At 69.2% G+C, this 20231-nt stretch carries 14 protein-coding genes; 8 read left to right on the top strand and 6 right to left on the bottom strand.

Features of this window, described 5'->3' with window-relative positions; genetic code table 11:
- Positions 1–12: 12 nt before the first annotated feature.
- The 4 genes from AB0B85_RS01870 to AB0B85_RS01855 are packed head-to-tail and all read right to left on the bottom strand — an operon-like array spanning position 13 to position 3301.
- Complete coding sequence (locus tag AB0B85_RS01870; RefSeq protein ID WP_357402498.1) at positions 13–1068, bottom strand: HAD-IIIC family phosphatase; 1056 nt, start codon at positions 1066–1068, stop codon at positions 13–15.
- A gap of 6 nt (positions 1069–1074) precedes the next feature.
- On the bottom strand, positions 1075–2196 hold the full coding sequence (locus AB0B85_RS01865; protein WP_357402496.1) for an acyl-CoA dehydrogenase family protein: 1122 nt from the start codon (positions 2194–2196) through the stop codon (positions 1075–1077).
- Positions 2193–2438, bottom strand: a complete 246-nt coding sequence (locus tag AB0B85_RS01860; RefSeq protein ID WP_357402494.1) for an acyl carrier protein — start codon at positions 2436–2438, stop codon at positions 2193–2195. The genes AB0B85_RS01865 and AB0B85_RS01860 overlap by 4 nt, the downstream gene beginning before the upstream one ends.
- A gap of 8 nt (positions 2439–2446) precedes the next feature.
- A complete protein-coding gene (locus AB0B85_RS01855) occupies positions 2447–3301 on the bottom strand; it encodes a 3-hydroxyacyl-CoA dehydrogenase NAD-binding domain-containing protein (protein ID WP_357402492.1) in 855 nt (284 codons plus the stop codon).
- Between the two features lie 229 nt (positions 3302–3530).
- On the opposite strand from AB0B85_RS01855, the gene AB0B85_RS01850 reads away from it, so the two are divergent.
- Together AB0B85_RS01850 and AB0B85_RS01845 are read left to right on the top strand one after the other, a co-directional pair.
- Positions 3531–8267, top strand: coding sequence for an SDR family NAD(P)-dependent oxidoreductase (locus tag AB0B85_RS01850; RefSeq protein ID WP_357402490.1), 4737 nt, complete (start codon positions 3531–3533; stop codon positions 8265–8267).
- Positions 8260–12096 (top strand): SDR family NAD(P)-dependent oxidoreductase, encoded by a 3837-nt coding sequence (locus AB0B85_RS01845; protein ID WP_357402488.1) that lies wholly within the window; start codon positions 8260–8262, stop codon positions 12094–12096. The genes AB0B85_RS01850 and AB0B85_RS01845 overlap by 8 nt, the downstream gene beginning before the upstream one ends.
- Positions 12097–12129: 33 nt before the next feature.
- Here AB0B85_RS01845 and AB0B85_RS01840 read toward each other — a convergent pair whose 3' ends face one another.
- Together AB0B85_RS01840 and AB0B85_RS01835 are read right to left on the bottom strand one after the other, a co-directional pair.
- A complete protein-coding gene (locus AB0B85_RS01840; protein WP_357402486.1) occupies positions 12130–13491 on the bottom strand; it encodes a hypothetical protein in 1362 nt (453 codons plus the stop codon).
- Between the two features lie 61 nt (positions 13492–13552).
- Positions 13553–14242, bottom strand: a complete 690-nt coding sequence (locus AB0B85_RS01835) for a response regulator transcription factor (protein WP_357402484.1) — start codon at positions 14240–14242, stop codon at positions 13553–13555.
- 364 nt (positions 14243–14606) lie between these two features.
- Between AB0B85_RS01835 and AB0B85_RS01830 the strand changes: the two genes are divergently transcribed.
- The 6 genes from AB0B85_RS01830 (at position 14607) to AB0B85_RS01805 (ending at position 20186) form a co-directional block, all read left to right on the top strand.
- The gene (locus tag AB0B85_RS01830) at positions 14607–15227 is read left to right on the top strand and encodes a TetR/AcrR family transcriptional regulator (protein WP_357402482.1); all 621 of its coding nucleotides are present in this window, start codon (positions 14607–14609) and stop codon (positions 15225–15227) included.
- A complete protein-coding gene (locus tag AB0B85_RS01825) occupies positions 15151–15699 on the top strand; it encodes a transposase (protein WP_357402480.1) in 549 nt (182 codons plus the stop codon). Before AB0B85_RS01830 ends, AB0B85_RS01825 begins: the two co-directional genes overlap by 77 nt.
- A gap of 632 nt (positions 15700–16331) precedes the next feature.
- Entirely contained in the window at positions 16332–17219 is an 888-nt protein-coding gene (locus AB0B85_RS01820; RefSeq protein ID WP_357402478.1) for a 3-oxoacyl-[acyl-carrier-protein] synthase III C-terminal domain-containing protein, read from the top strand.
- Between the two features lie 17 nt (positions 17220–17236).
- Entirely contained in the window at positions 17237–18607 is a 1371-nt protein-coding gene (locus tag AB0B85_RS01815) for an ATP-grasp domain-containing protein (protein WP_357402476.1), read from the top strand.
- A complete protein-coding gene (locus AB0B85_RS01810) occupies positions 18604–19893 on the top strand; it encodes a type III PLP-dependent enzyme (protein ID WP_357402474.1) in 1290 nt (429 codons plus the stop codon). Before AB0B85_RS01815 ends, AB0B85_RS01810 begins: the two co-directional genes overlap by 4 nt.
- A 26-nt stretch (positions 19894–19919) precedes the next feature.
- Positions 19920–20186 (top strand): acyl carrier protein, encoded by a 267-nt coding sequence (locus AB0B85_RS01805; protein WP_357402472.1) that lies wholly within the window; start codon positions 19920–19922, stop codon positions 20184–20186.
- Positions 20187–20231: the final 45 nt, after the last annotated feature.

Raw genomic sequence — 20231 nt, 5'->3', positions numbered from 1 at the left:
CCGGATCGGCTGTTACCGGTTGGCCACCGTCGCCACCTTCACGTACGGAGCCGGCGGTTGCACGTTTGTCAGGTCGGACTCCAGCAGCACCTGCGATCCGCTGCGCGCCACCTCGACGAACCCGGCGAACGCGTAGGTGATCTGCATCATCCGGTTGCGGCCGGTCTCCACGAAGTCGGCACGCAGCCGCACTCCCGCGTCCCGGGCCTGGGCCATGATGTGGTTCAGCAGGATGGTGCCCACCCCGCGGGACATGGTTCGGCAGGACATCAGGAGTAGCAGCAGGTGCCAGTACTCCTCTCCCCGCTCCACAAGTGACAGCCCGATCGTGCCGTAGGCACCGAACCGGTCCTCGAGTTCGGCGACCAGCACCAGGTGGTCCGGGCTGCTGCGCAGCGCGTCGAGGTCGTCGTAGGAGTACGTCCGTCCGGTCGAGTTGAGTTGGTTTGTCCGGACGGTCAGTTCCTCGGCTCGTTGCAGGTCGTCACGGCTCGCCTCGCGGATGACGAAAGTCATCTGGAGTGAGGCGAGGAACTCCGCACTCGTACCGGTGTAGGCCCGTTCGTCCTCGTCCCGCGCGATCTGGCTCAGGTACAGCTGCCGGCGTTGGCGCGACTCCTCGGTGATGAAGCGCGGATTCATCTCCGGGGCGGCCAGCGCCGCGGTCACCTCGGCCGGGTCGAGGCACCAGACCGTGGGGTGCGCGTACGCCACCTCGGCACGTTCGAACTCCTGGTCGTCGACGAAGGCGATGGCGTCGATGCCGAAGTTGAGCGACTTGGCGATGTGCGCCACCGCTTCGGACTTCGCGTTCCACCCGATCTGTGGGTACACGAACATGTCCGCCAGGCCGAGCGCCCGCAGGCGCTCCAGGGCGGTGTCCGGATCGTTCTTGCTCGCCACGGACTGCAGGACGCCCCGGGCGTCGAGTGCGTCGATCGCGGTCTTCATCTCGGGGCGCAGGCCGCCGGCGTCGCCCTCGAGCAGCACCCCGTCCCACAGGGTGTTGTCGAGGTCCCAGACCACGCATTTGATCCGGCCGCGCCGGCTGTCGTCATCGATCGTCATTCGGTATCACCTCTGGTACGCGGAGTCGGCGATGGTCAGCTGTTGCAGTTCGGTGCTGCCTTCGATGATTTCCATGACCTTGGCGTCGCGGTAAAGGCGGGCAACCGGAAACCGGGAGCTCATGCCGTGCGCGCCGTGGACCTGGACGGCTTCCCGGGCGTGCCGGGCGGCGGCGACCGAGGCGAAGTACTTCGCGATCCAGGTCGCCATGATTGTCTCGGGGTCGCCCGCGTCCTTGAGCTCCGCGGCCTGGGTGACCAGCAGCCGGGCCGCCGCCGCGTCGGTCACCATGTCGGAGACCTTCGCTCGGATCAGTTGCAGGTCACGCAGCCTGGTACCGCCGACCGTGCGTTCGGTGGTGTAGGTCGCGCAGGCGTCGAGGCAACCCTGCAGGATGCCGAGAGACCCGGCGGCCACACTGAGCCGTCCAATGTCCAGCATGCCGGTGAGGACCGCGCCGGACAGGAACGACTCCGGTCCCACCAGGGCGTCCGGGGCGACCCGCACGTCGTCCAGGCGAACGGTGCCGATCATGCTCGCCCGGGTGCCGAGCGGGTCCGGAACCGGCTCGACGGACAGTCCCGCGCTGTCGCGCGGCACCAGGTACGCGGCGAGCCCGTGCCGGTTACGGGCGTACACCAGGAAGACGTCCGCGCGGAGGGCTCCGGTGATCCAGGTCTTCACACCCGACAACCGCCAACCGTCGGCGCTGCGGGTGGCGCGGGTGTCGAATCCGGCAGTGTCGCTGCCCGCCTGCGGCTCGGTCATACAGACGGCCCCGAGCGCCTCGCCGGTGGCGAACCGGGGCAGCCATTCGGCCTGTAGTGCCGATGACCCCCACCGCATCACCGTCCAGGCCGCCATCGAATGGACGGTCAGCAGGCTACGCAGCGATGAGCAGCCCCTGCCGAACTCCTCGTGCAGCTGCCCGAACGCTCGCCACGAGAGGCCGGATCCGCCCACCTCGGGGGAGAGGAACGGGGCCCACATGCCGGCCGCCGACACGGCGTCGAGGACGGCCTCGGGAATCCGTTCCTGCCGGTCCCAGGCGTCCGCCTCGCCGATGACGTGGCGATCGACGAACTCTCGAGCGGCCGTGACGTCGACGGCCGGCGCCGTCACGGTCATGCGGCCGCGTACTTGTTGACCAGCGCGGCCATGGCCTCGACGGTACGGAAGTTCTCCAACCGCAGGGCATCGACCGGCACCGTGAACTCGAACGTGCTCTCCAGGAACAGCACCAGCTCCATGGCGAAGAGCGAGTTGACGAAGCCGAGTGCGAAGATGTCGTCCGCCGGACCGAACCGGATGTCGGGGTGGCGACCCTCGATGAACTCGAACAGTGCCTTGTGGATGTGTGCGTCTTCCACGGTTCTGGTCACCTTCCTGGCGTCGAGTACGGGTAGAAGCCCTGGCCGGTCTTGCGGCCGTGCAGGCCGGCGTCGGTCATCTGCTTCAGCAGCGGACAGGGCCGGTACTTGGGATCACCGAAGTGCTCGTACAGCACCTCGATGCTGTAGAGGATCGTGTCGACCCCGATCAGGTCGGCGGTCTCCAGCGGGCCCATCGGGTGCCCGAAGCAGCCGCGGAACACCTCGTCGACCGCAGCGGCCGAGGCCACGCCTTCGTGCACCAGGAACGCGGCCTCATTGATGGTGGGCATCAGCACCCGGTTGGACACGAACCCGCACGAGTCCTTCACCTCGACCGGGCGCTTGCCCATCTCGGCGAGCAGGGTACGGGTGCGATCGATTGTGTCGGTGCTGGTCAGTAGCCCGGGGATCAACTCCACCACGGCCTTGTGCGGGACCGGGTTCATGAAGTGCACGCCGATGACCTTTTCCGGTCGCCTCGTCGCGGCGCCGATCCGGGTGATCGGGATCGCCGAGGTGTTCGCCACGAAAATGGTTCCCGGCCCGCAGATCTCGTCCATCTCGCCGTACAGCGTGCGCTTGGTGGCCCAGTCCTCGACGATGTTCTCGATGACCAATTCGGCCTTGGCCAGCGCCGGGGCGCCGACGCCGAAGGTTATCGCGCCGAGTACCGCGTCCGGATCGACAGCCGGCCCGCCGAGCAGTCGACTCGATCGGCAGTTGCGCGTTATGTCGGCCCGGGCGCGGTCGAGCGCCCCGGTGTCGACGTCCATGAGAATTACCTCGTGACCAGCCGTAGCGAGGTTCTGGGCCACTCCGACACCCATCACGCCGGCGCCGGCGACGCCTGTCACGGCCATTGATGCTCCCCTCCGGTGGATCCGCGCATGTCCCGTCGACTCACGATCGTCGGTCACCCGGCCCCGTTGTCGTAGTGCGTGTGCCTGGCAACTAATGGACGGCACCTTGCTGTCAGCGGCGAAGGGGTGGACGCGCCACGGCAGACGGGATCAACTCGACCGGACTGCCGAGGCGGTGCGATTGGGGAATGTGATGCACGAACAACCGCTACGTAACCACGATATTGCCGTGATTGGAATGGCGGGCCGGTTCCCCGGCGCGCCCGACGTCCCCACCCTGTGGGAAAACCTGCGTAACGGTGTGGAGTCGTTCGCCGAGATAACCGACGAGGACATCGCGAACTCGGGGTACCACAAAATCTTCGCCAACCATCCGGACTATGTTCGGGTGCGGCCCGTGCTCGACGACATCAAGGGCTTCGACGCCGGGTTCTTCGGCTACAGCCCTCGGGAGGCGGCGGTCGCCGACCCGCAGCAGCGCATCTTCCTGGAATGCGTACACGAGGCGCTGGAAGGGGCCGGGTACGGCCGCGCCGGCGAGCGGGGCCGGGTCGGCATCTTCGCCGGCAACAACGTCAGCACGTACATGATCGACAGGTTCAACGATCCCGAGACGTTGTTGCGGGTCGACCCGTACGAAATGATCATCGGGAACGACAAGGACGCGCTCACCACAGTGGTCGCCTACCGGTTGGACCTGACCGGACCGGCCGTCTCCGTGCAGACGTTCTGCTCGACCTCCGCCGTCGCCATCCACATGGCCTGTCAGAGCCTGCGTCGCAACGAGTGCGAGATGGCGGTGGCCGGTGGTGTCTGTGTCCGGGTGCCGGACCGGATCGGACACGTCTACGTCGAGGGTGGAATGGCCTCGCCAGACGGTCACATCCGCACCTTCGACGCGAAGGCCCAGGGCGGCATCTTCGGTGACGGGTCGGCTGCGGTGCTGCTCAAGCCGCTGCGTAAGGCGATCGCCGACCGGGACCACGTCCTCGCGGTCATCCGCGGCTCGGCGATGAACAACGACGGCGCCGCGAAGTTCAGCTACACCGCGCCGAGCGTGGTCGGCCAGTCGACGGCGGTGGCCGACGCCCTCGCCGACGCGGACGTCGCACCGGCCGACGTCTCCTACGTCGAGGCCCACGGCACGGCGACGGAGTTGGGCGACCCGATCGAGGTCGCGGCGCTGACACGTGCCTTCCGTGCCGCCGAGGTGGCCCGCTCCGGCGCTGACCTACGCGATCGGCAGTACTGCGCGGTCGGGTCGGTGAAGACAAACATCGGCCACCTCGACCGGGCCGCGACCATCGCTGGCATGGTCAAGGTCGTCGAGGCCCTGCGCCACGAGCTCATTCCCAAGTCGCTCAACTACGAGTCGCCCAACCCCGAGATCGACTTCGAGCGCAGCCCGTTCTACGTGGCGGGTGACCCGGTGCCGTGGCCCCGCCAGAGCGGCAGACCGCGCATCGCCGGCCTGAACGGCCTCGGCATGGGCGGCACCAACGTGCACATCGTCCTGCAGGAGGCACCGGAACCGGCGCCGCGCACGGCGAACGGTCGCAGCTGGCAGGTGCTGCCGCTCTCCGCCAAGACGGAGAGCGCCGCCGCCACCTACTGCGAGCGCATGGCCACCCACCTCGGTGGCGACCACCAGCAGGAACTCGGCGACGTCGCGTACACGCTCCAGGTCGGCCGAACCCTGCTGCCGCACCGCAGGGTCGTGGTCGCGAGCGACGCCGGGTCGGCCGCCTCCGCGTTCGGCATGCACGTCACACCCGACGCCAACCTGCTGGCCCGGCAGGTCAAGGTGCGGGGCACCCGCTCCAGCTTCCTGTTCGCCGGGGTGGGTGAGCACTACGCCGGTATGGTCGCCGAGCTGTACCGCACCGAACCCAACTTCCGTCTCCACCTCGACGAGGGTCAGAAGCTCCTCTCCGCGGCGGCGTCGCTGGAGGTGGTGCCGCTGCTGACCGGCGAACGACAGGCCGGTGCCGGTACGAACGACCTCGCCGCGCTGCTCGGCCGGCGCACCGGAGAGGCGACCGGGCCCAGCCCGTTCAGCGACACGCGGGTCGCGCAGACCGGCGTCTTCCTGGCCGAGTACGCGCTCGCCCGCACCCTCATGGACTGGGGCGTCGCGCCCGACCTGGTGCTCGGCTACAGCGTCGGCGAATATGTCGCCGCCTGCCTCGCCGGTGTGCTGACCCTGCCGGACGCCGTACGGCTGGTCGCCCACCGGGCCGACCTGATCGCCGGCATGCCGCCCGGTGCGATGCTCGCCGTCGGCAAAACCTGGGAGGAGCTGAGCGCGCTGCGGGCGGACCTCGCCGAGCGCGACATCGACCTCGCCGCCATCACGCCGGGGCAGGTCGTCGTCGGCGGCCCGACCGCGGCCGTCGCCGAGCTGGCCGTCTGGTTGCGCGAGAACGGCGTGGTCTGTCGTGAGCTGGACACCACCCATGCGTTCCACACCCGGATGTTGGAGCCGGTGGCCGCCGAACTGACCCGGTGGATCGCCGACAACATCACGCTGCACCCGCCGACGCTGCCGTACGTCTCCAACGTCACCGGCGAGTTGGCCACCGCCGAGCTGGTCACCGATCCCGGCTACTGGGCCGAGCACATGTGCCGCCCGGTGCAGTTCTCCGCGTGCCTCGCCACAGCCTTCGAACGGACAAGTAACGCGTTGCTCGAAATCGGGCCGGGTCGGTCGCTGGGCGCGATGGCCCGGTCGCATCCGGAGTGCGACCGCGCCCGGTGGCCGTTCATCATCGCGACCATGCCGGGCGCCGGTGAGGACAGCACCTCCGGTGCCAGGGCCCTCGCCACCGCGCTCGCCGAGTTGTGGCTCAACGGCGTCGACGTGGACTGGGCGGCGTACCACCAGACGAACCAGGTGTGGTGCCCGGGCCGCGTGCCGCTGCCGACCTACCCGTTCGAGCGGCAGCCGTACTGGTTCAACGAGGACACCGTCGGCGGTACGCCCCTGCTCGACTCCGGTGACTCGAAGAGCCGCGAGGAGATGTTCAGCGAGTACGCGAAGCTCCCGCTGCTGCCCGAGCGGCAATGGCTCAACCTCCAGGTCTGGCGGGAGCGCGCACCGAAGCCCCCGATGACCGACCCGGGTAGCCAGTGGGTCGTCTTCACCGACGAGGGCCGGGCCGACGCGTTGGCCGGCCCGATTGTCGAGGCGTTCCACACCGGCGAGGCGCAGGTGACGCTCGTCCGACCTGGGGCGGCGTACGGGTTCGACGGCGAGGGGTACCGGATCAGACCCGGCAACATCGAGGACACCCTCGACCTGTTCGCCGCCCTGAAGGAACGGGGCTGCGTGCCGGACCGGGTCGTGCACATGTGGACACTGAGCGGGACGTCCGCGACCGAGGACATCAGCCGCGGCCTGCACACGCTTGTCGCCATCGCCCGCGCCGCGCACGAGGTCGGTTTCGGCGACTGGAAACTCGACGTGGTCACCGCCGGCACGTTCCAGGTCACCGGCGACGAGCCGATCGTGCCGGCCCGTGCCACCACCCAAGGACCGTGCACGATCCTGCCGGTCGAGTACGCCGGTGCCGCCGTCCGCCTCGTCGATCTGCGCGACGACGCACCAGCACCCGTCGGTGACGTACTCGCCGAACTGCGCACCGACCCCGGCAACCAGATCATCGCGCTGCGGTCGGGACGCCGGTGGATCCCCGACTTCGACGTCCTGGAGCTGACCGACGCCGACGAGGAGCCGCCGGTGCCGACCGGTCGGTTCCGCGAGGGTGGGGTGTACCTCGTCACCGGTGGCCTCGGCGGCATCGGCATGGCCCTGGCTGAGCGCATCGCGGACACCTACCGTGGCAAGCTGGTGCTGTTCGGACGCACGCCGGTCCCGGCTCGGGAGAGTTGGGACGAGATCCTGGCCGATCCCACGGTGAGCGCGGAGGTCCGGCGTCGGATCGAGGGTCTGCGCCACTTCGAGTCCAAGGGCATCGAGTTCGAACTGGTCTCCGGCGACGTGTCCGATGTCGAGGCGGTCCGGCGTGCGGTCGAGGCGGCCAGGACACGTTTCGGGGCGCTGCACGGCGTGTTGCACGCCGCCGGTGTGCCGGCGCTCGGCATGATGCAGTTCAAGACCGTCGACGACATGAACCGGGTGCTCGCGTCGAAGGTCGGCGGGACGCTCGCGCTGGCCGAGGTGCTGCGCGACGAGCCACTCGACTTCCTGGTGCTGTTCTCGTCGGTGGCCTCGTGGACCGGTGCGCTCGGACAGGCCGACTACTCCGCCGCGAACTCCTTTCTCGACGCGTTCGCCCGCAGCGGGGCACTGCCCCAGGCGAAGGTCGTGTCGATCGGGTGGGGTGAGTGGACGTGGAACGGCTGGGCCGACGGCCTGGAGGGCTACGAACCCGTCCTACGCGAGTTGTACATCCACCACCGCAAGGTGTTCGGTATCGGGTTCGACGCCGGGTGGCGCTGCCTGCAACAGATCCTCGATCGCCCGGAGCCGTACCTGGTCGTCAACACCCAGGACTTCGCGGCCTCGGTGGAGGGCAGCCGCAGCTACACCGTCCACGACCTGCAGGCGGGGGCGCGCAAGGGCCGGGGTGAAGCCCGGTATCCGCGACCTGATCTGTCCACTCCGTTTCTGGCGCCGTCGAACGAGACGGAGGCCACCATCGCGAACCTCTGGGCCGAGTGGATCGGTATCGAACAGGTCGGTCTGCACGACAACTTCTTTGACCTCGGTGGTAACTCGTTGATCGGTGTCGGCCTCATGGACGCGATCCGACGCGCGCTGGATCTCGACCACCTTCCGGCCCATCTCCTCTATCAGGCACCCACCGTGTCGGCGCTCGCAGCCACCGTGACGAGCACCAAGGAAGAACCGACCAAGCAGGAGTCCGGCGACGCCCGGGCAGCGCAACGCCAACAGCGGCTCGCCCGTCGCCGGGCCAACGTCAAGGGATCCGATAATGAGTGACGTCGACTACGACTCCGCCGTCGCGCTGATCGGGATGGCCGGGCGATTCCCGGGTGCCGACAGCGTGGACGGGCTGTGGAACAACCTCCTCGCCGGTGTGTCCGGGCTGCGTGAGCTATCCGAGGAGGAGCTGATTGCCGCCGGGGTCAGCCCGGCACAACTCGCCGATCCGTCGTACGTGCGTACCAGCGGCAGCATCGACGGGTACGACAGGTTCGACGCGACGCTGTTCGGCGTCAGCCGGCGCGAGGCGGAGACCATGGATCCGCAGCACCGGCTGTTTCTCGAGTGCTGCTACGCCGCACTGGAGAACGCGGGCTATCCGCCCACCCGGATGCCGGGACGGGTCGGTGTCTTCGGCGGCTGCGGCTTCCCGGAGTACCTGTGGAACGTGATGAGCCTCGGCGCGGAAGCCGGTGGCGCCCTGATGCTCGGGATCGGCACCGAGCGCGACTCGTTCACCTCTCAGGTGTCGTACAAGTTGAACCTGAGCGGACCCAGCGTCACGGTCCAGACCTTCTGCTCCTCGTCGCTGGTGGCCGTCCACCTCGGGGTCCAGGCGCTGCTGAACTTCGAGTGCGAGTACGTCCTCGCCGGCGGCTCGTTCATTCCCCTGCCGCAGGACACCGGATACATGTTCGAGGAGGGCAGCATCTACTCCCCGGACGGCAAGATCCGTGCCTTCGACGCTGGCGCCCGAGGCAGCGTCGCGGCGAGCGGCGTCTCCACTGTGGTGCTCAAGCGGCTCGCCGACGCGATCGCCGACGGCGACCACATCACCGCTGTGGTCCTCGGCTCGGCGGTCAACAACGATGGCAGCGCCTGCGCGGGCTACACCGCCCCTGGCGTCGACGGTCAGGCCACGGTCATCGCGGACGCGATCAGCTTCGCCGGTGTCGAGCCCCGGTCCATCGGCTACGTGGAGTGCCACGGCACCGGCACGGTGCTCGGTGACTCCATCGAGCTGGCGGCCATGGCGCGGGTCTTCCCGGACCGCCCGGACAACCAGTTGGTGCTCGGCTCGCTCAAGGCATCCATCGGTCACCTCGATCGGGCGGCCGGCACGTCGAGCCTCATCCGGGCCGCGCTGGCGGTACGCCACGGCGTACTGCCCGGCACCCCCAACTTCTCCACGCCGAACTCGGCGCTGACCGCGGAACGCAAGAAGTTCACAGTGCGGACCGAGACGCAGCCCTGGCCGGAGAATGGCGAGCCGCGGCGGGCGGGGGTGAGCTCGTTCGGTCTCGGCGGCACTAACTCGCACGTGGTGATCGAGGAACCGCCTACCCTGCCGCCGGCACCCGAGCGCCCCGGTCCCCATCTGCTGACCGTCTCCGCCCGGGATGACGCCGCCGTGCAGCAGGCCGCCGCGGACCTGGCCACTCACCTGGACCGGTCTCCCGCGCTCAACATCGCCGACGTGGCGTACACCCTGCAACAGTCCCGGTCGTACTTCCCGGTCCGGCGCGCCGTCGTCTGCGACGACCTGCCGGACGGACGGGACGGGCTCGCCGAGACGGCCACCGACATCGTCGGTGAGGTGCGCCAACGGGTTACGCAGGTGGCGCTGACGCTGCCCGACCCGGCAGCGGTCGACCTCGCCTGGTGCGCCACCGTGCGGTCCGCCGCCGGCCGGCTCACCGGAACCGACCAGCCGCCTGCCGATGCGACGCTGTACGAGGCGGCGCTCGCCGTCGCGCACGCGTTGCGCCACGTGGGTCTGTCGGTCGGGCGGATCAGCGGCCCGGACAGCGCCGCCGAGCAGGTCGCGAAGCTCGCCGTCGAGCTGGGCCTCAACCAGGACACCGAGTGCCAGGCCGAGGTGGCCCTGGCGCCGGACGGCGCGTCGACGGCCCACTGGCTGCACCGGGTGATCGCCCGACTCTGGTGTGCCGGCGCGGAACCACACTGGGCCGCGTTGCACACCGGTAGTCCCCGGCGCGTGCCGCTGCCCACGTATCCGTTCCAGCGCAAGCGGTTCTGGGTCGAACGGCAGTCGGGATTCGACCCGGCAGCCGCGGCGGAACCCGATGGGCGGGTCGACGATCTCGACTCCTGGACGTACCTCCCGACGTGGCGCAGCGCACCCCTGCCGGTCGAGAACCGGACGGAGAGTCTGCGCTCGGTGGGTCCATGGCTCGTGCTCTCCGATGACCAACGAGGTGAGGCGATCGCAGCCCACCTGCGTGAGATCGGGGCCGACGTGGCCGTCGCCCGCATCGGTCCCGGGTTCCGGGACGTCGGCAACGGTGACTACGAGGTGAAGGCCGACTGCGCCGACGACCTGGGCCAACTGCTCTCCTCCCGCGCCGCCATCCCACGCACCGTGGTCCTCGCCCACACCCTCGGTGACCGCACCGACGAGGTCACCCGAGACCAGGCCGCCGGCTACGACGCGGCGGTCGCGGTGACCATCGCGTACTCCAGGGAGGCGCCGGACATCGAGCTGAACCTGCTCGCCGTGACCGCGGGGGCGGTGGGGTTCGCGGGCGTCGCGCCCACCCGGCCGGCCCAGGCCGCGCTTGCCGGCCTACTGCCGACCCTGGCCCAGGAAAACCCGGGCTGGCTCGCCCGGCACGTCGATGTCGATGCAGTGCCCGGAAACCAGCGGGCCGTCGCCAACCAGGCCAGCGCCATCGTCGCCGAGGCGGTCGCCCCGTACCCGGGCCAGGTCGCGTTGCGGGGCACGAGCCGCTGGGTCCGGACGTTCACGCCGCTCGCGTTGCCCGAGCCGGAGCAGCCGCTGCCGCCCGGCTCACGGGTGATGATCACCGGTGGCCTCGGGTACGTCGGACTGCTCCTCGCCCGACACCTCGCCGTGGCACGAGGATGCCGGGTCGCCCTCGTCGCGCGCACCACGCTGCCACCGCACGCGGAGTGGGCACAGCACGCGACAGGTCAAACACGGACCGCGCAGATCGTGGCCACCCTGCTCGAACTCGAGGCGCTCGGCGCGGAGATCCTGCCCGTCGCCGCCGACCTCACCGACGGCGAGCAGGCCCGGGCCGCGATCGACGCGATCGACGCGCGGTTCGGCGGCCTCGACCTGGTGGTGCACGCCGCCGGCATCTCCGACCCACGCGCGTTCGGGCCGGCCCATCTCGTCGCCCACACCCACGCGGACACCCACTTCGACGCCAAGATCACCGGCCTGGCGAACCTCCGTACGGCACTGACCGGCCGTGACATCGCGGGCATCACCCTGTCCTCGCTGTCGGCAGTGCTCGGCGGTCTCGCCCTCGGCCCGTACTCGGCGTCGAACGCGGCACTCGACGCGTACGTGCTGCTGGCGCGCGAGCGCGAAGGCATCCGTTGGATCACCGTGGACTGGGACACCTGGGGTAAGTCGAACGGCGAGGAGGCTGGCGAGTTCGACATGAGCCCGGACGAGGCGGTGGCGGTCTTCGACCGGGCGCTCGCCGCGATCGACCAGGTCGACCACGTGGTCATCTCCACCGGCTCCCTGCCGGCCCGGTACCAGCAGTGGGTCGTCGAGCGGGGCGGCATGAGCGCGGCGCTCTCCGACGACGACGGCGAGCGTGACCCTCGTCCGGACCTCTCCACGCCGTACATCGCTCCCCGGGAAGGGACCGAGGTGCAGCTCGCCGAGGTCTGGTCGCGGGTGCTGCGCCTGGAGATGGTGGGACTCGACGACGACTTCTTCCGCCTCGGCGGCAATTCGGTGCTCGCCATCGAACTGGTCGCCCGCATCCGCAAGACGTTGAAGGTGCCCGTCCCGACCTCCGCCGTGATGGGCTTCCCGACCGTGCGTGGTCTGGCCGCCCAGATCGACGAGATGAGCGCCGACAGCGGGCCGACGGGCGGGTGAAGCCCTGTGGATCGGCGGCTGACCGGGTAGCGGTCAGCCGCCGATCCGGGTCACCGGGTAGGTGGTCCAGTCGTGGCGGGTCAGCTCGTCCAAGGCCGCGATCCACCGGTCCAGCAGGTCGTCGACGGCCGCCGGGTCGGCGATGGCCCGACGGGTCGTGGCACCGACGGTGAGCATCGCGCGCGGACTACCTTCGATCGGCGGCGCGTCCTCGATCATGAAGAAGTCGACGTCCGCGCCGGTGGGACAGATCGAAACGGCGGTACGGGTGGCGATCGCATCGCCGAGGCGCTGTCCGGCCTGCTCGCCGCCACTGAGCCCGCGTGGCAGGAAGACCAGCGCACACGACGGCCCGGATTCGTCACCATCAGACAACGCGTCCGACACCAGCGGGTACGGGACCCGCTGATCGGCGAGGGCCGCGAAGATCTCCCCGCGCAGAGCTGTGGCGTACTCGTGGATGGTCCCGGCCCGAGGTGGCAGCCGGAGCACCGCCTCGTTGGCGAACCAGCCGACCACCGTCTCCTCGGCCGTCGACTGGCGTCCGGCGAGGGTGGTCCGCAGCGCGAGCGGCACGGTAGCGTCGTCGGTGATCGCGGTCGCGAGGGCCAGGGCGCCCGCCGCCAGCAGGGAACCGCGTGCGGTGCGGACCCGCTCGCGCAGCAACCCGGTGATCCGGTCGTCGACGGCGAGGAACCGTTCGACCGCTTCGTGTGGGTCGGCGGGATCGTTCTCGACCCGTACCGGCCAGCGGTTCCACGCGTCGGCGATGTGCTCGCGCCGGCGGTCGATCGCCGCCGTGCCCTCGGGCCCGTTCGTCCACTCCGCCAACGCCCGCCGCGCCGCCGGGTACGCGTCGGGCGTCTCGTCGGTGTCCGCGCTGAGCAGGTCGGTCACCACGAGGTTCGCCGACCAGGCGTCACACACGAGCTGATCGAGGTTGACCACGAGCAGGTGCCGGTCCGGCTCCGCGCTGAGCAGGGTCGCCCGCACCAGTGGGTGCTCGCCGAGCGCGAACGGTCGCTCCGCCTCGAAGCCCGCGATGTCGTGCGCGATCGCCCATCGGGCGACCGCGCTCGGCGCTTCCACCTGCCGACGGAGCAGTTGGGGCTTCGCGCCGGTGGTGAGAAGGTGCTTGCCACCGTCGGTGAACACGCAGCCGAGCGCCGGGCGCCGGGCCACCAGACGGACGAGGCGGGCCTGTAGCTCGTCCTCGTCGACCGGGCCGCGGATCTCGATGCCGACCGTGAGGCAGTGCCGCAGGTGGCCAACCGGTCCGTGCGCGGCGATGGCCCGCACCCGTTCGCTCTGCGCGGCGCTGTCCGGGAGTTCCGGACCGTTCGGCGACAGGGCGGTCTCGGCGGCTGGGGTGGCCCGTTCATCTTCGGTCGACATGCGACCGACGCTGCCACAGCCGATATGGTCGATCAATGTCATAATGCTGTGTCATGCATCGTCAGGCGCTGCTCTGTACGGTTTCGGGATACAGCAGCCCGAGATCCATGGCCAGCCGTGTGAGACCGGCTTTGTTGACAGTTCCGGCCTTTTGCCGCACGCGGTGCACGTACGTGTCGACAGTCGCTTTCGAGAGCTGAAGCTTGGATCCGATCTGCCGGTGGGTGAGTCCCATCGCCACCATCGCCAGCACGTCGCGCTCGCGCGGCGTGAGCTTGTCGAGGGCCGCGCGGGGTGCCGGCGGAGGAGTGGTCTCGTCCTTGAACAGATCGTTCAGGAGTTGGCCAAGGTAAATGCCGCCGACCCCGACCGCGCTGATCGCGTCCAGGAGCGTCGCGGCGTCGACCGCCTTGCTGACGTAGCCGGCGACACCGACCTGAAGCGCCTGCCGCACGGTGTCGGGATGGGTGCGGGCCGACATGGCGAGTACGGCGTACCGCTTCGGCACGTCGGGCATGTCGTTGAGGTGCACGTCGCACGTGCTGAACGGGTCGACGAGGAGGACTACCCGTTCACCGCCGCCCAGAGCCGGTAGGTCACGCGTCGTCTGAGCTGCATCAAGCAAGGTGAAGGATTCATGGGCTCGTAACAATTCGACGGCGCCGTACATCGCAACAGAGCCGTCGTGGACAGGAACAACCTCTATGGTCAACTGAACCCCCGTGTCAGCCGAAAAGATCGTTGCGAACAATCCTCTACCCCCACCCCTGACGCAAGGGGTAGTCCAGGCGCGGGAAATGACTGTGACGTGTATCACACTACCAACTTGTGGCAAGCGCCCGTAAAGGCCAAATCCCTCTAGAGGAGAGATGTCGGTTTTTACGCTAAATAGCCGGGCGACTACTTAAGCCCGAAATCAGGGCAGAGGGTGAGACAGTGGGCGTTTTATGCGCCTATGAAGGAGGTGGTACGCACCGAAAGGGATCGGAGGAGGGTGTCCCGTCGACCCCCGCGTTCCCGGGATCGGCACCGCACTCGGACTCCTGGCGTCGAGTTCGATCTCTTGCAGTAAACGCCGTTGACGGAGTGAGTACTCACTCCGTAGATTGATCGGCATGACTGAGACGCCCAGCCGGCGCAGAGCGCCGGGGATGAGTGCGGAAGATCGACGCGAGATGATCGTGGCTGCGGCACTGCCGCTGCTGGTCGAGCACGGCTCGGCGGTGACCACCCTGCAGATAGCGAAAGCGGCCGGGATCGGTGAGGCGACCGTCTTTCGGGCCTTCGCCGACAAGGACGAGCTGTTGGTCGCATGCATGTCGGCTGCCCTGCGTAACGACCATGTTCTGGCCGAACTCGACGCGGTGCCGTTGGATCAGCCCCTGGCCGCCAGGTTGACCGAGGCGGCAGCGACCCTGCATGCCTACCTGGATCGGATGGGCGCGGTGACCGGGGCGCTGCGGGTCAGTGGCCGCCGAGGGGAGCGTCGAGGGCCGGTCGACAGCAGTGCGACCGGCGGTCGGGCAGCGGCGGCCGAGCGCACTGACCGGGCGGTGATTCGACTGCTCGAACCCGACCGGGCCGCGCTGCGACTGCCGATCGAACAACTCGCCGTCATTTTCCTCGGCATTCTCATGGGCCGTCGAGGAGGGCACGGCAGTGCGGAGACTCCCGTCGAGACGCTTGTTGACGTGTTCCTGCACGGTGTGGTCGGTCCGGCGTCGGCTGCCACATGAACCGCAGCCAGCGGATCTTGCCCTCCTTGCCGTCATGGCCGAAGTCTCCGCCGTGGGCCGTCCGGTCTGCTGGGCGGTCGACGTCACCACCGGCCTCTCCGCCCTGCTGTTGACCCTGCTGTGGCGGCGCCAGGTTCAGGGTCGCTACGTCTCCGGGACCGTCGCGTTCCACCTGGCCGCCGCCTTTGCCGGTGAGAACCAGACCGACGCCCGCGACGCGGTGGTCATCGCCCAGACCATCCGCCTGCGGTCCGACATCCCTGGACTTCTTATTTCGCGCCTTCGTGTGTCGGTCGCTTCGCGGGCTCGCTGCGATCGCTTGCCGAAGATCAGCCGGAACGGTGTCGGTCTTGAGGGTGCGGGCTTGACGCTGCCGCGAGTCGAGAGCCGAGTCATCCTGCCTTGTCGTCGAGCAGTTCGCGGCGCCACTCCGCAAATCGGCTTCGGAGTTTGTCCAGTGCTCGGCCCGTAACGCCGTACTGGGCGAAGTCCTCGCAATCGAGCCGGGTGGCTTGACCGAGCGCGTCGGCGAAGACGCGCCTGTCGAAACCACTGTCGGCGGCTCGGCGAGGGCGAGGAGGGCTTCATCTCTGTGGAGCGGCGATACGTGGACGGCGGCTGCCGAGGACAAGCATCGAGCGCCCTCGGAGAGCCCACGCAAGGCGGAATCGTGACCGGCTTCGGTTTCGATCTGCGGGGGCGTTCGCATTCGATGTGCGGCAAGACTGCGTTCGAAATCGGCCCCTCGTTGTTCGATTTGCGGAAACTCTGAGGCGTCTTGCAAGGAGTCTACCGCTATGTCGCGTGCCGGGTGAGTCCGGGAAAGTGTCCTCCCCGCACGAGCGAAGTTTAGGTGGCAGCCAGAGGGTGGGCCAGAGACCGCTCGGGGCAATCATGTGCGAGTGCACGCCCCGATACGACGCCGACAACGCCTCGGCTGAGGGCCCCCGGTCCTTGTCAGCGGTTGGTCAGCGACTCGTCAACGCCGCTCCGTAGCTTTTCGGCAACGACCCACGAAGGGATCGTTCCACCGACCCTCTACCGAGATCGGCCTGATTGCTCGTGACGTCAATCGTTGAGATAGCAACGTGTTGGCCCGCCGCCGTGGAGATAGGCGAACGCCAGGAGGCCCTGGGTCTGTCCGATGTCGAGCTCCGCCGATACAAGCGCGGTTTCGGCCTGCGCGAAGTGCTGTGGGAGCAGGAACGTTCCGAGGCTGACCTGTTGACATCGGCGGCGCGGTCCCTGTCCAAGCTGGAAGGGCAGCACGAGCGCGTCAAATACGTGGTACGCGGCCGCACGGTGCGCTCGCCGTCGCCGTACCCCCAGAGCCCCTTGCAGGACGTGCGCGCCGCGCTCGGCCTGCGGCACGCGCAGACGTTCGCGGTGACCGAGCACGCCTGCGCGTCGGGGCTGCTCGCCCTGGACCTCGCCGGCATGCTGCTGGCTGCCGACCCGGACCCCACCGCGCTGGCGCTGGTGCTCGCCGGTGAGAAGGCGGTCCAGCGGTACAGCCAGGTGGTCCCCGGTGTCGCGGTGACCGGCGAGGGCACCGCGGCGGTGCTCGTCTCGGGCAGCGGGTCCACCGACCGACTGTTGTCGTACGCCTCCGAGACCGTCCCGATGCCCGCCGCCGGCATGGTGATGGGCCACGACGACTACCAGGTGTTCCGCAAGACGTACGCACCCACACTGATCGGCGTCCTGCGCGCCGCGCTCGACGACGCCGCGGTGACCGTCGACGACATCGCGTTGCTGTTGCCGCACAACGTGAACCGGGTGGCCTGGATCGGCCTGGCCGCCGGGCTGGGCCTGCCGCTGGAGCGGGTCTTCCTGGACAACGTGCCGCGCACCGGGCACTGCTTCGGCGCCGACCCGTTCCTCAACCACTGGACCGTGGCCGCACAGGGGCTGCTGCGCCCCGGCGACAAGTACGTGATGACCTCCGTCGGTCTCGGCGCCACGTTCTCCGCGATGGTCTTTGAACACTGATGACGGAAGCGAGAAGAATGTCGCACGAGACACCCTTTGTCGAACGACTGAGGACCGCGGTCCTCGCCGACCGGGCGCCCCTGATCTTCGTGGGCAACTTCGAGGTCGAGGAGCAGTGGGCGCGAGGCGAGGTCGCCCTGCCCCGGCTCACCTCGGCGTCCGGTGCCGCGATGGTCAACCGCATGGACGAGTTCGCGGTGCTGCTGGGCGGCGCCGAGGATCACGTGATCGTCAAGGCGGCACCGGACGAGGACCATCTGGAGCACCTGCGCTCGCTGGGACTGCCGCTGCCGACCATCCACACGCCTGCCGAGCAGGATCCGATGCGTACGGTGACCAAGGACGCGCTGGCTGACAAGCGGCTGCAGGAGACGCTCGGCCGCCTGGGCGCCGCGGGCGCCCACCTGTTGGCACACGGCATGTCCACGGACGAGGAGCACCTGTCCCTGCGGGCCGGCATCGCCGCGGCCGCACCGGCCGCCGAGGTCTGCAAAGCGGTAAACAGCAAGGTGTACAGCCGTCGGGCCGCCGACGAGCTCGGCATCGTCCAGCCGCGCGGCTGGGCCGCAAGCAACCTGGCCGAGCTGGAGCAGGCATGCACGGAGGCCGCCGCGCTCATCGAGCAGGGCCGCACGGTAGTGGTCAAGGAGGCGTTCGGCGTCTCCGGCAAGGGCATCGCGGTGGTCGACAAGGTGGCCCGGCTGCGGCGCCTGCAGCAGATCATCGCGACCAAGGTCGAGCGGTCCGGCGCGGACCACGCGGCGTTCGTGATCGAGGAGTGGGTCAGCAACCGCGGCGACCTGAACTACCAGTTCACCGTCTCCCGCGACGGCGGCGTCCACTTCGACTTCGTCAAGACCGCGCTCACCGAGGGCGGCGTGCACCGCGGTCACCGGATCCCGGCACAGCTCGGCGACCGGCACCTGCAGATCGTGCGGGACACGGCGGAGGCGCTCGGCAAGAAGCTCGCCGCCGACGGCTTCTTCGGCGTGGTGGGCATCGATGCCATCCGCACCGACGACGACGGGCTCTACCCGGTGCTGGAGATCAACGCACGGAACAACATGTCCACCTACCAGGTGGCACTGCAGGAGAAACTGCTGCCGGGCGGTCACGCCGCGCTCGCACGCCACTATCCGGTACGCCTGCGTCAGCCCCTGCCCTTCTCCGGCCTCCGCACCGCCCTCGGCGACCTGCTGCTGACCGGACCCGGTGGCGAGGGTGTCGTGATCGCGAACTTCGCCACAGTGAACGCCGCCGCCGGTACGGCGGAGGAGTTCGACGGGCGGCTCTACACCTTCCTGGTGGCGCCCACCGCCGAGCGGCTGAGCGGGCTCGACCGGGCGATCAGCGAACGAGTCGACGAGATTGCGGGAGGCGGGCGATGATTCGCGAGTACGAAGTCCAGGGAATCGGGATCACCGAGCTCGCCGAGCAGTTCGGCACTCCGCTGTACGTCTACGACGGCGACGTGCTGAGCGAGCGGCTCACCACTCTCGCCGCGGCGCTGCACGAGCGCCTCGGTGTCGTCTACTCCCTCAAGGCGAACCCGAACGTCGCCGTCTGCGCGACCCTGCACCGGGCCGGCGCCGGCGCCGAGGTCTCCTCGCTCGCCGAGCTGCTCACCGCCCGGCGCGCCGGCGTCGACCCGCGGGACATCGTGTTCCTGGGGCCCGGCAAGAGCGCCGAGGAGATCGAGGCCTGCCTCGACCACGGGATCTACGCGATCATCTGCGAGTCGCCGGCCGAGCTGGAGCTGATCGACGCGCTGGCCGGGCGGCGCGGTACGCGGGCACCGGTCGCGCTGCGGGTCAACCCGAGCTTCCAGACCAAGGGCTCCGGGCTGACCATGGGCGGCAAGGCCCGCCAGTTCGGCATTGACGAGCAGCATCTGCTCGACGATCCGGGCCTGGCCGCCCGGTTCCCGCACGTGCGGCTGATGGGCGTGCAGTGCTACCTGGGCACCCGGATCCTCAGCGAGGAGTCGATCGCCCGCAACACCGAGCAGATCCTCTCCATGGCGGTGCACCTGGCCGGCGTGCTCGGCTTCGAGCTGGAGATGGTCGACGTCGGCGGTGGCCTCGGCGTCGCCTACTTCGACAACGAGCGGGACCTGTCGGTGCCCGACCTGGCCGCGCTGCTCAACCCGGTGCTGGCCGCGTTCGCCGACGCGCACCCGCGCACCCGGATGCTGATGGAACTGGGCCGCTACCTCACCGCGACGGCCGGCGTCTACGTCACCCGGGTCCGCTACACCAAGCAGTCGTACGGGGAGAACTTCGCGATCGCCGACGGCGGCACCAATCACCACATGGCGGCCGTGGGCATCGGATCGTTCGTCAAGCGCAACTTCCCGATCGTGGCGCTGACCGCGATGGACCGGCCGGCGACCGAGGCGTGGAACATCACCGGACCGCTGTGCACCCCGAACGACACCGTCGGCAAGAAGGTGAACCTGCCGCCGCTGAAGGCCGGCGACCTCATCGGCGTTCTGCGCTCGGGCGCGTACGGGCCGACCGCCTCGCCGGTGCTGTTCCTCAGCCACGGCTACCCCGCCGAGGTGCTGGTCCTGGACGGCGTCGCGCACCTGGTGAGCCGCCGCGACCAGCCCACCGACCTGCTGGCCCGCCAGCAACTACCCGCGCCGGCCGCCGTGGCCGTCGCGGGCACCTGATGCGACGAATCGAGAGAGGCCTTGTCATGACCATCGCAGCGCAGCCGAGCACAGACCGCGTCATCGACGTGGTCGCCGAGGCGCTCAGCGCAGTCCTGGAGCGCGACATCGGCGAGATCGACCGCGACACCAAGCTCTTCGAGGAGATCGGGCTGGACTCCACCGGCGTCCTGGACCTGATGATGTACCTCGAGGAAGCCCTGGAGATGCAGTTCTACACCGAAAACCTGGAGATGAGCCACTTCCTCACCGTCGGGGCGCTCGCCGACTTCATCCACACCGAGATGTCGTAGTCGTGTTCCGGACGACTGCGGCGTCACCGCGGCTCACCGACCGGC

It is taken from the genome of Micromonospora sp. NPDC049044 (genome assembly GCF_040649215.1).
In the GTDB taxonomy this organism is placed as follows: Bacteria; Actinomycetota; Actinomycetes; order Mycobacteriales; family Micromonosporaceae; genus Micromonospora.
The sequence above is the reverse complement of the archived record's forward strand: the minus strand, read 5'-3'. Positions and strand labels throughout refer to the sequence as shown.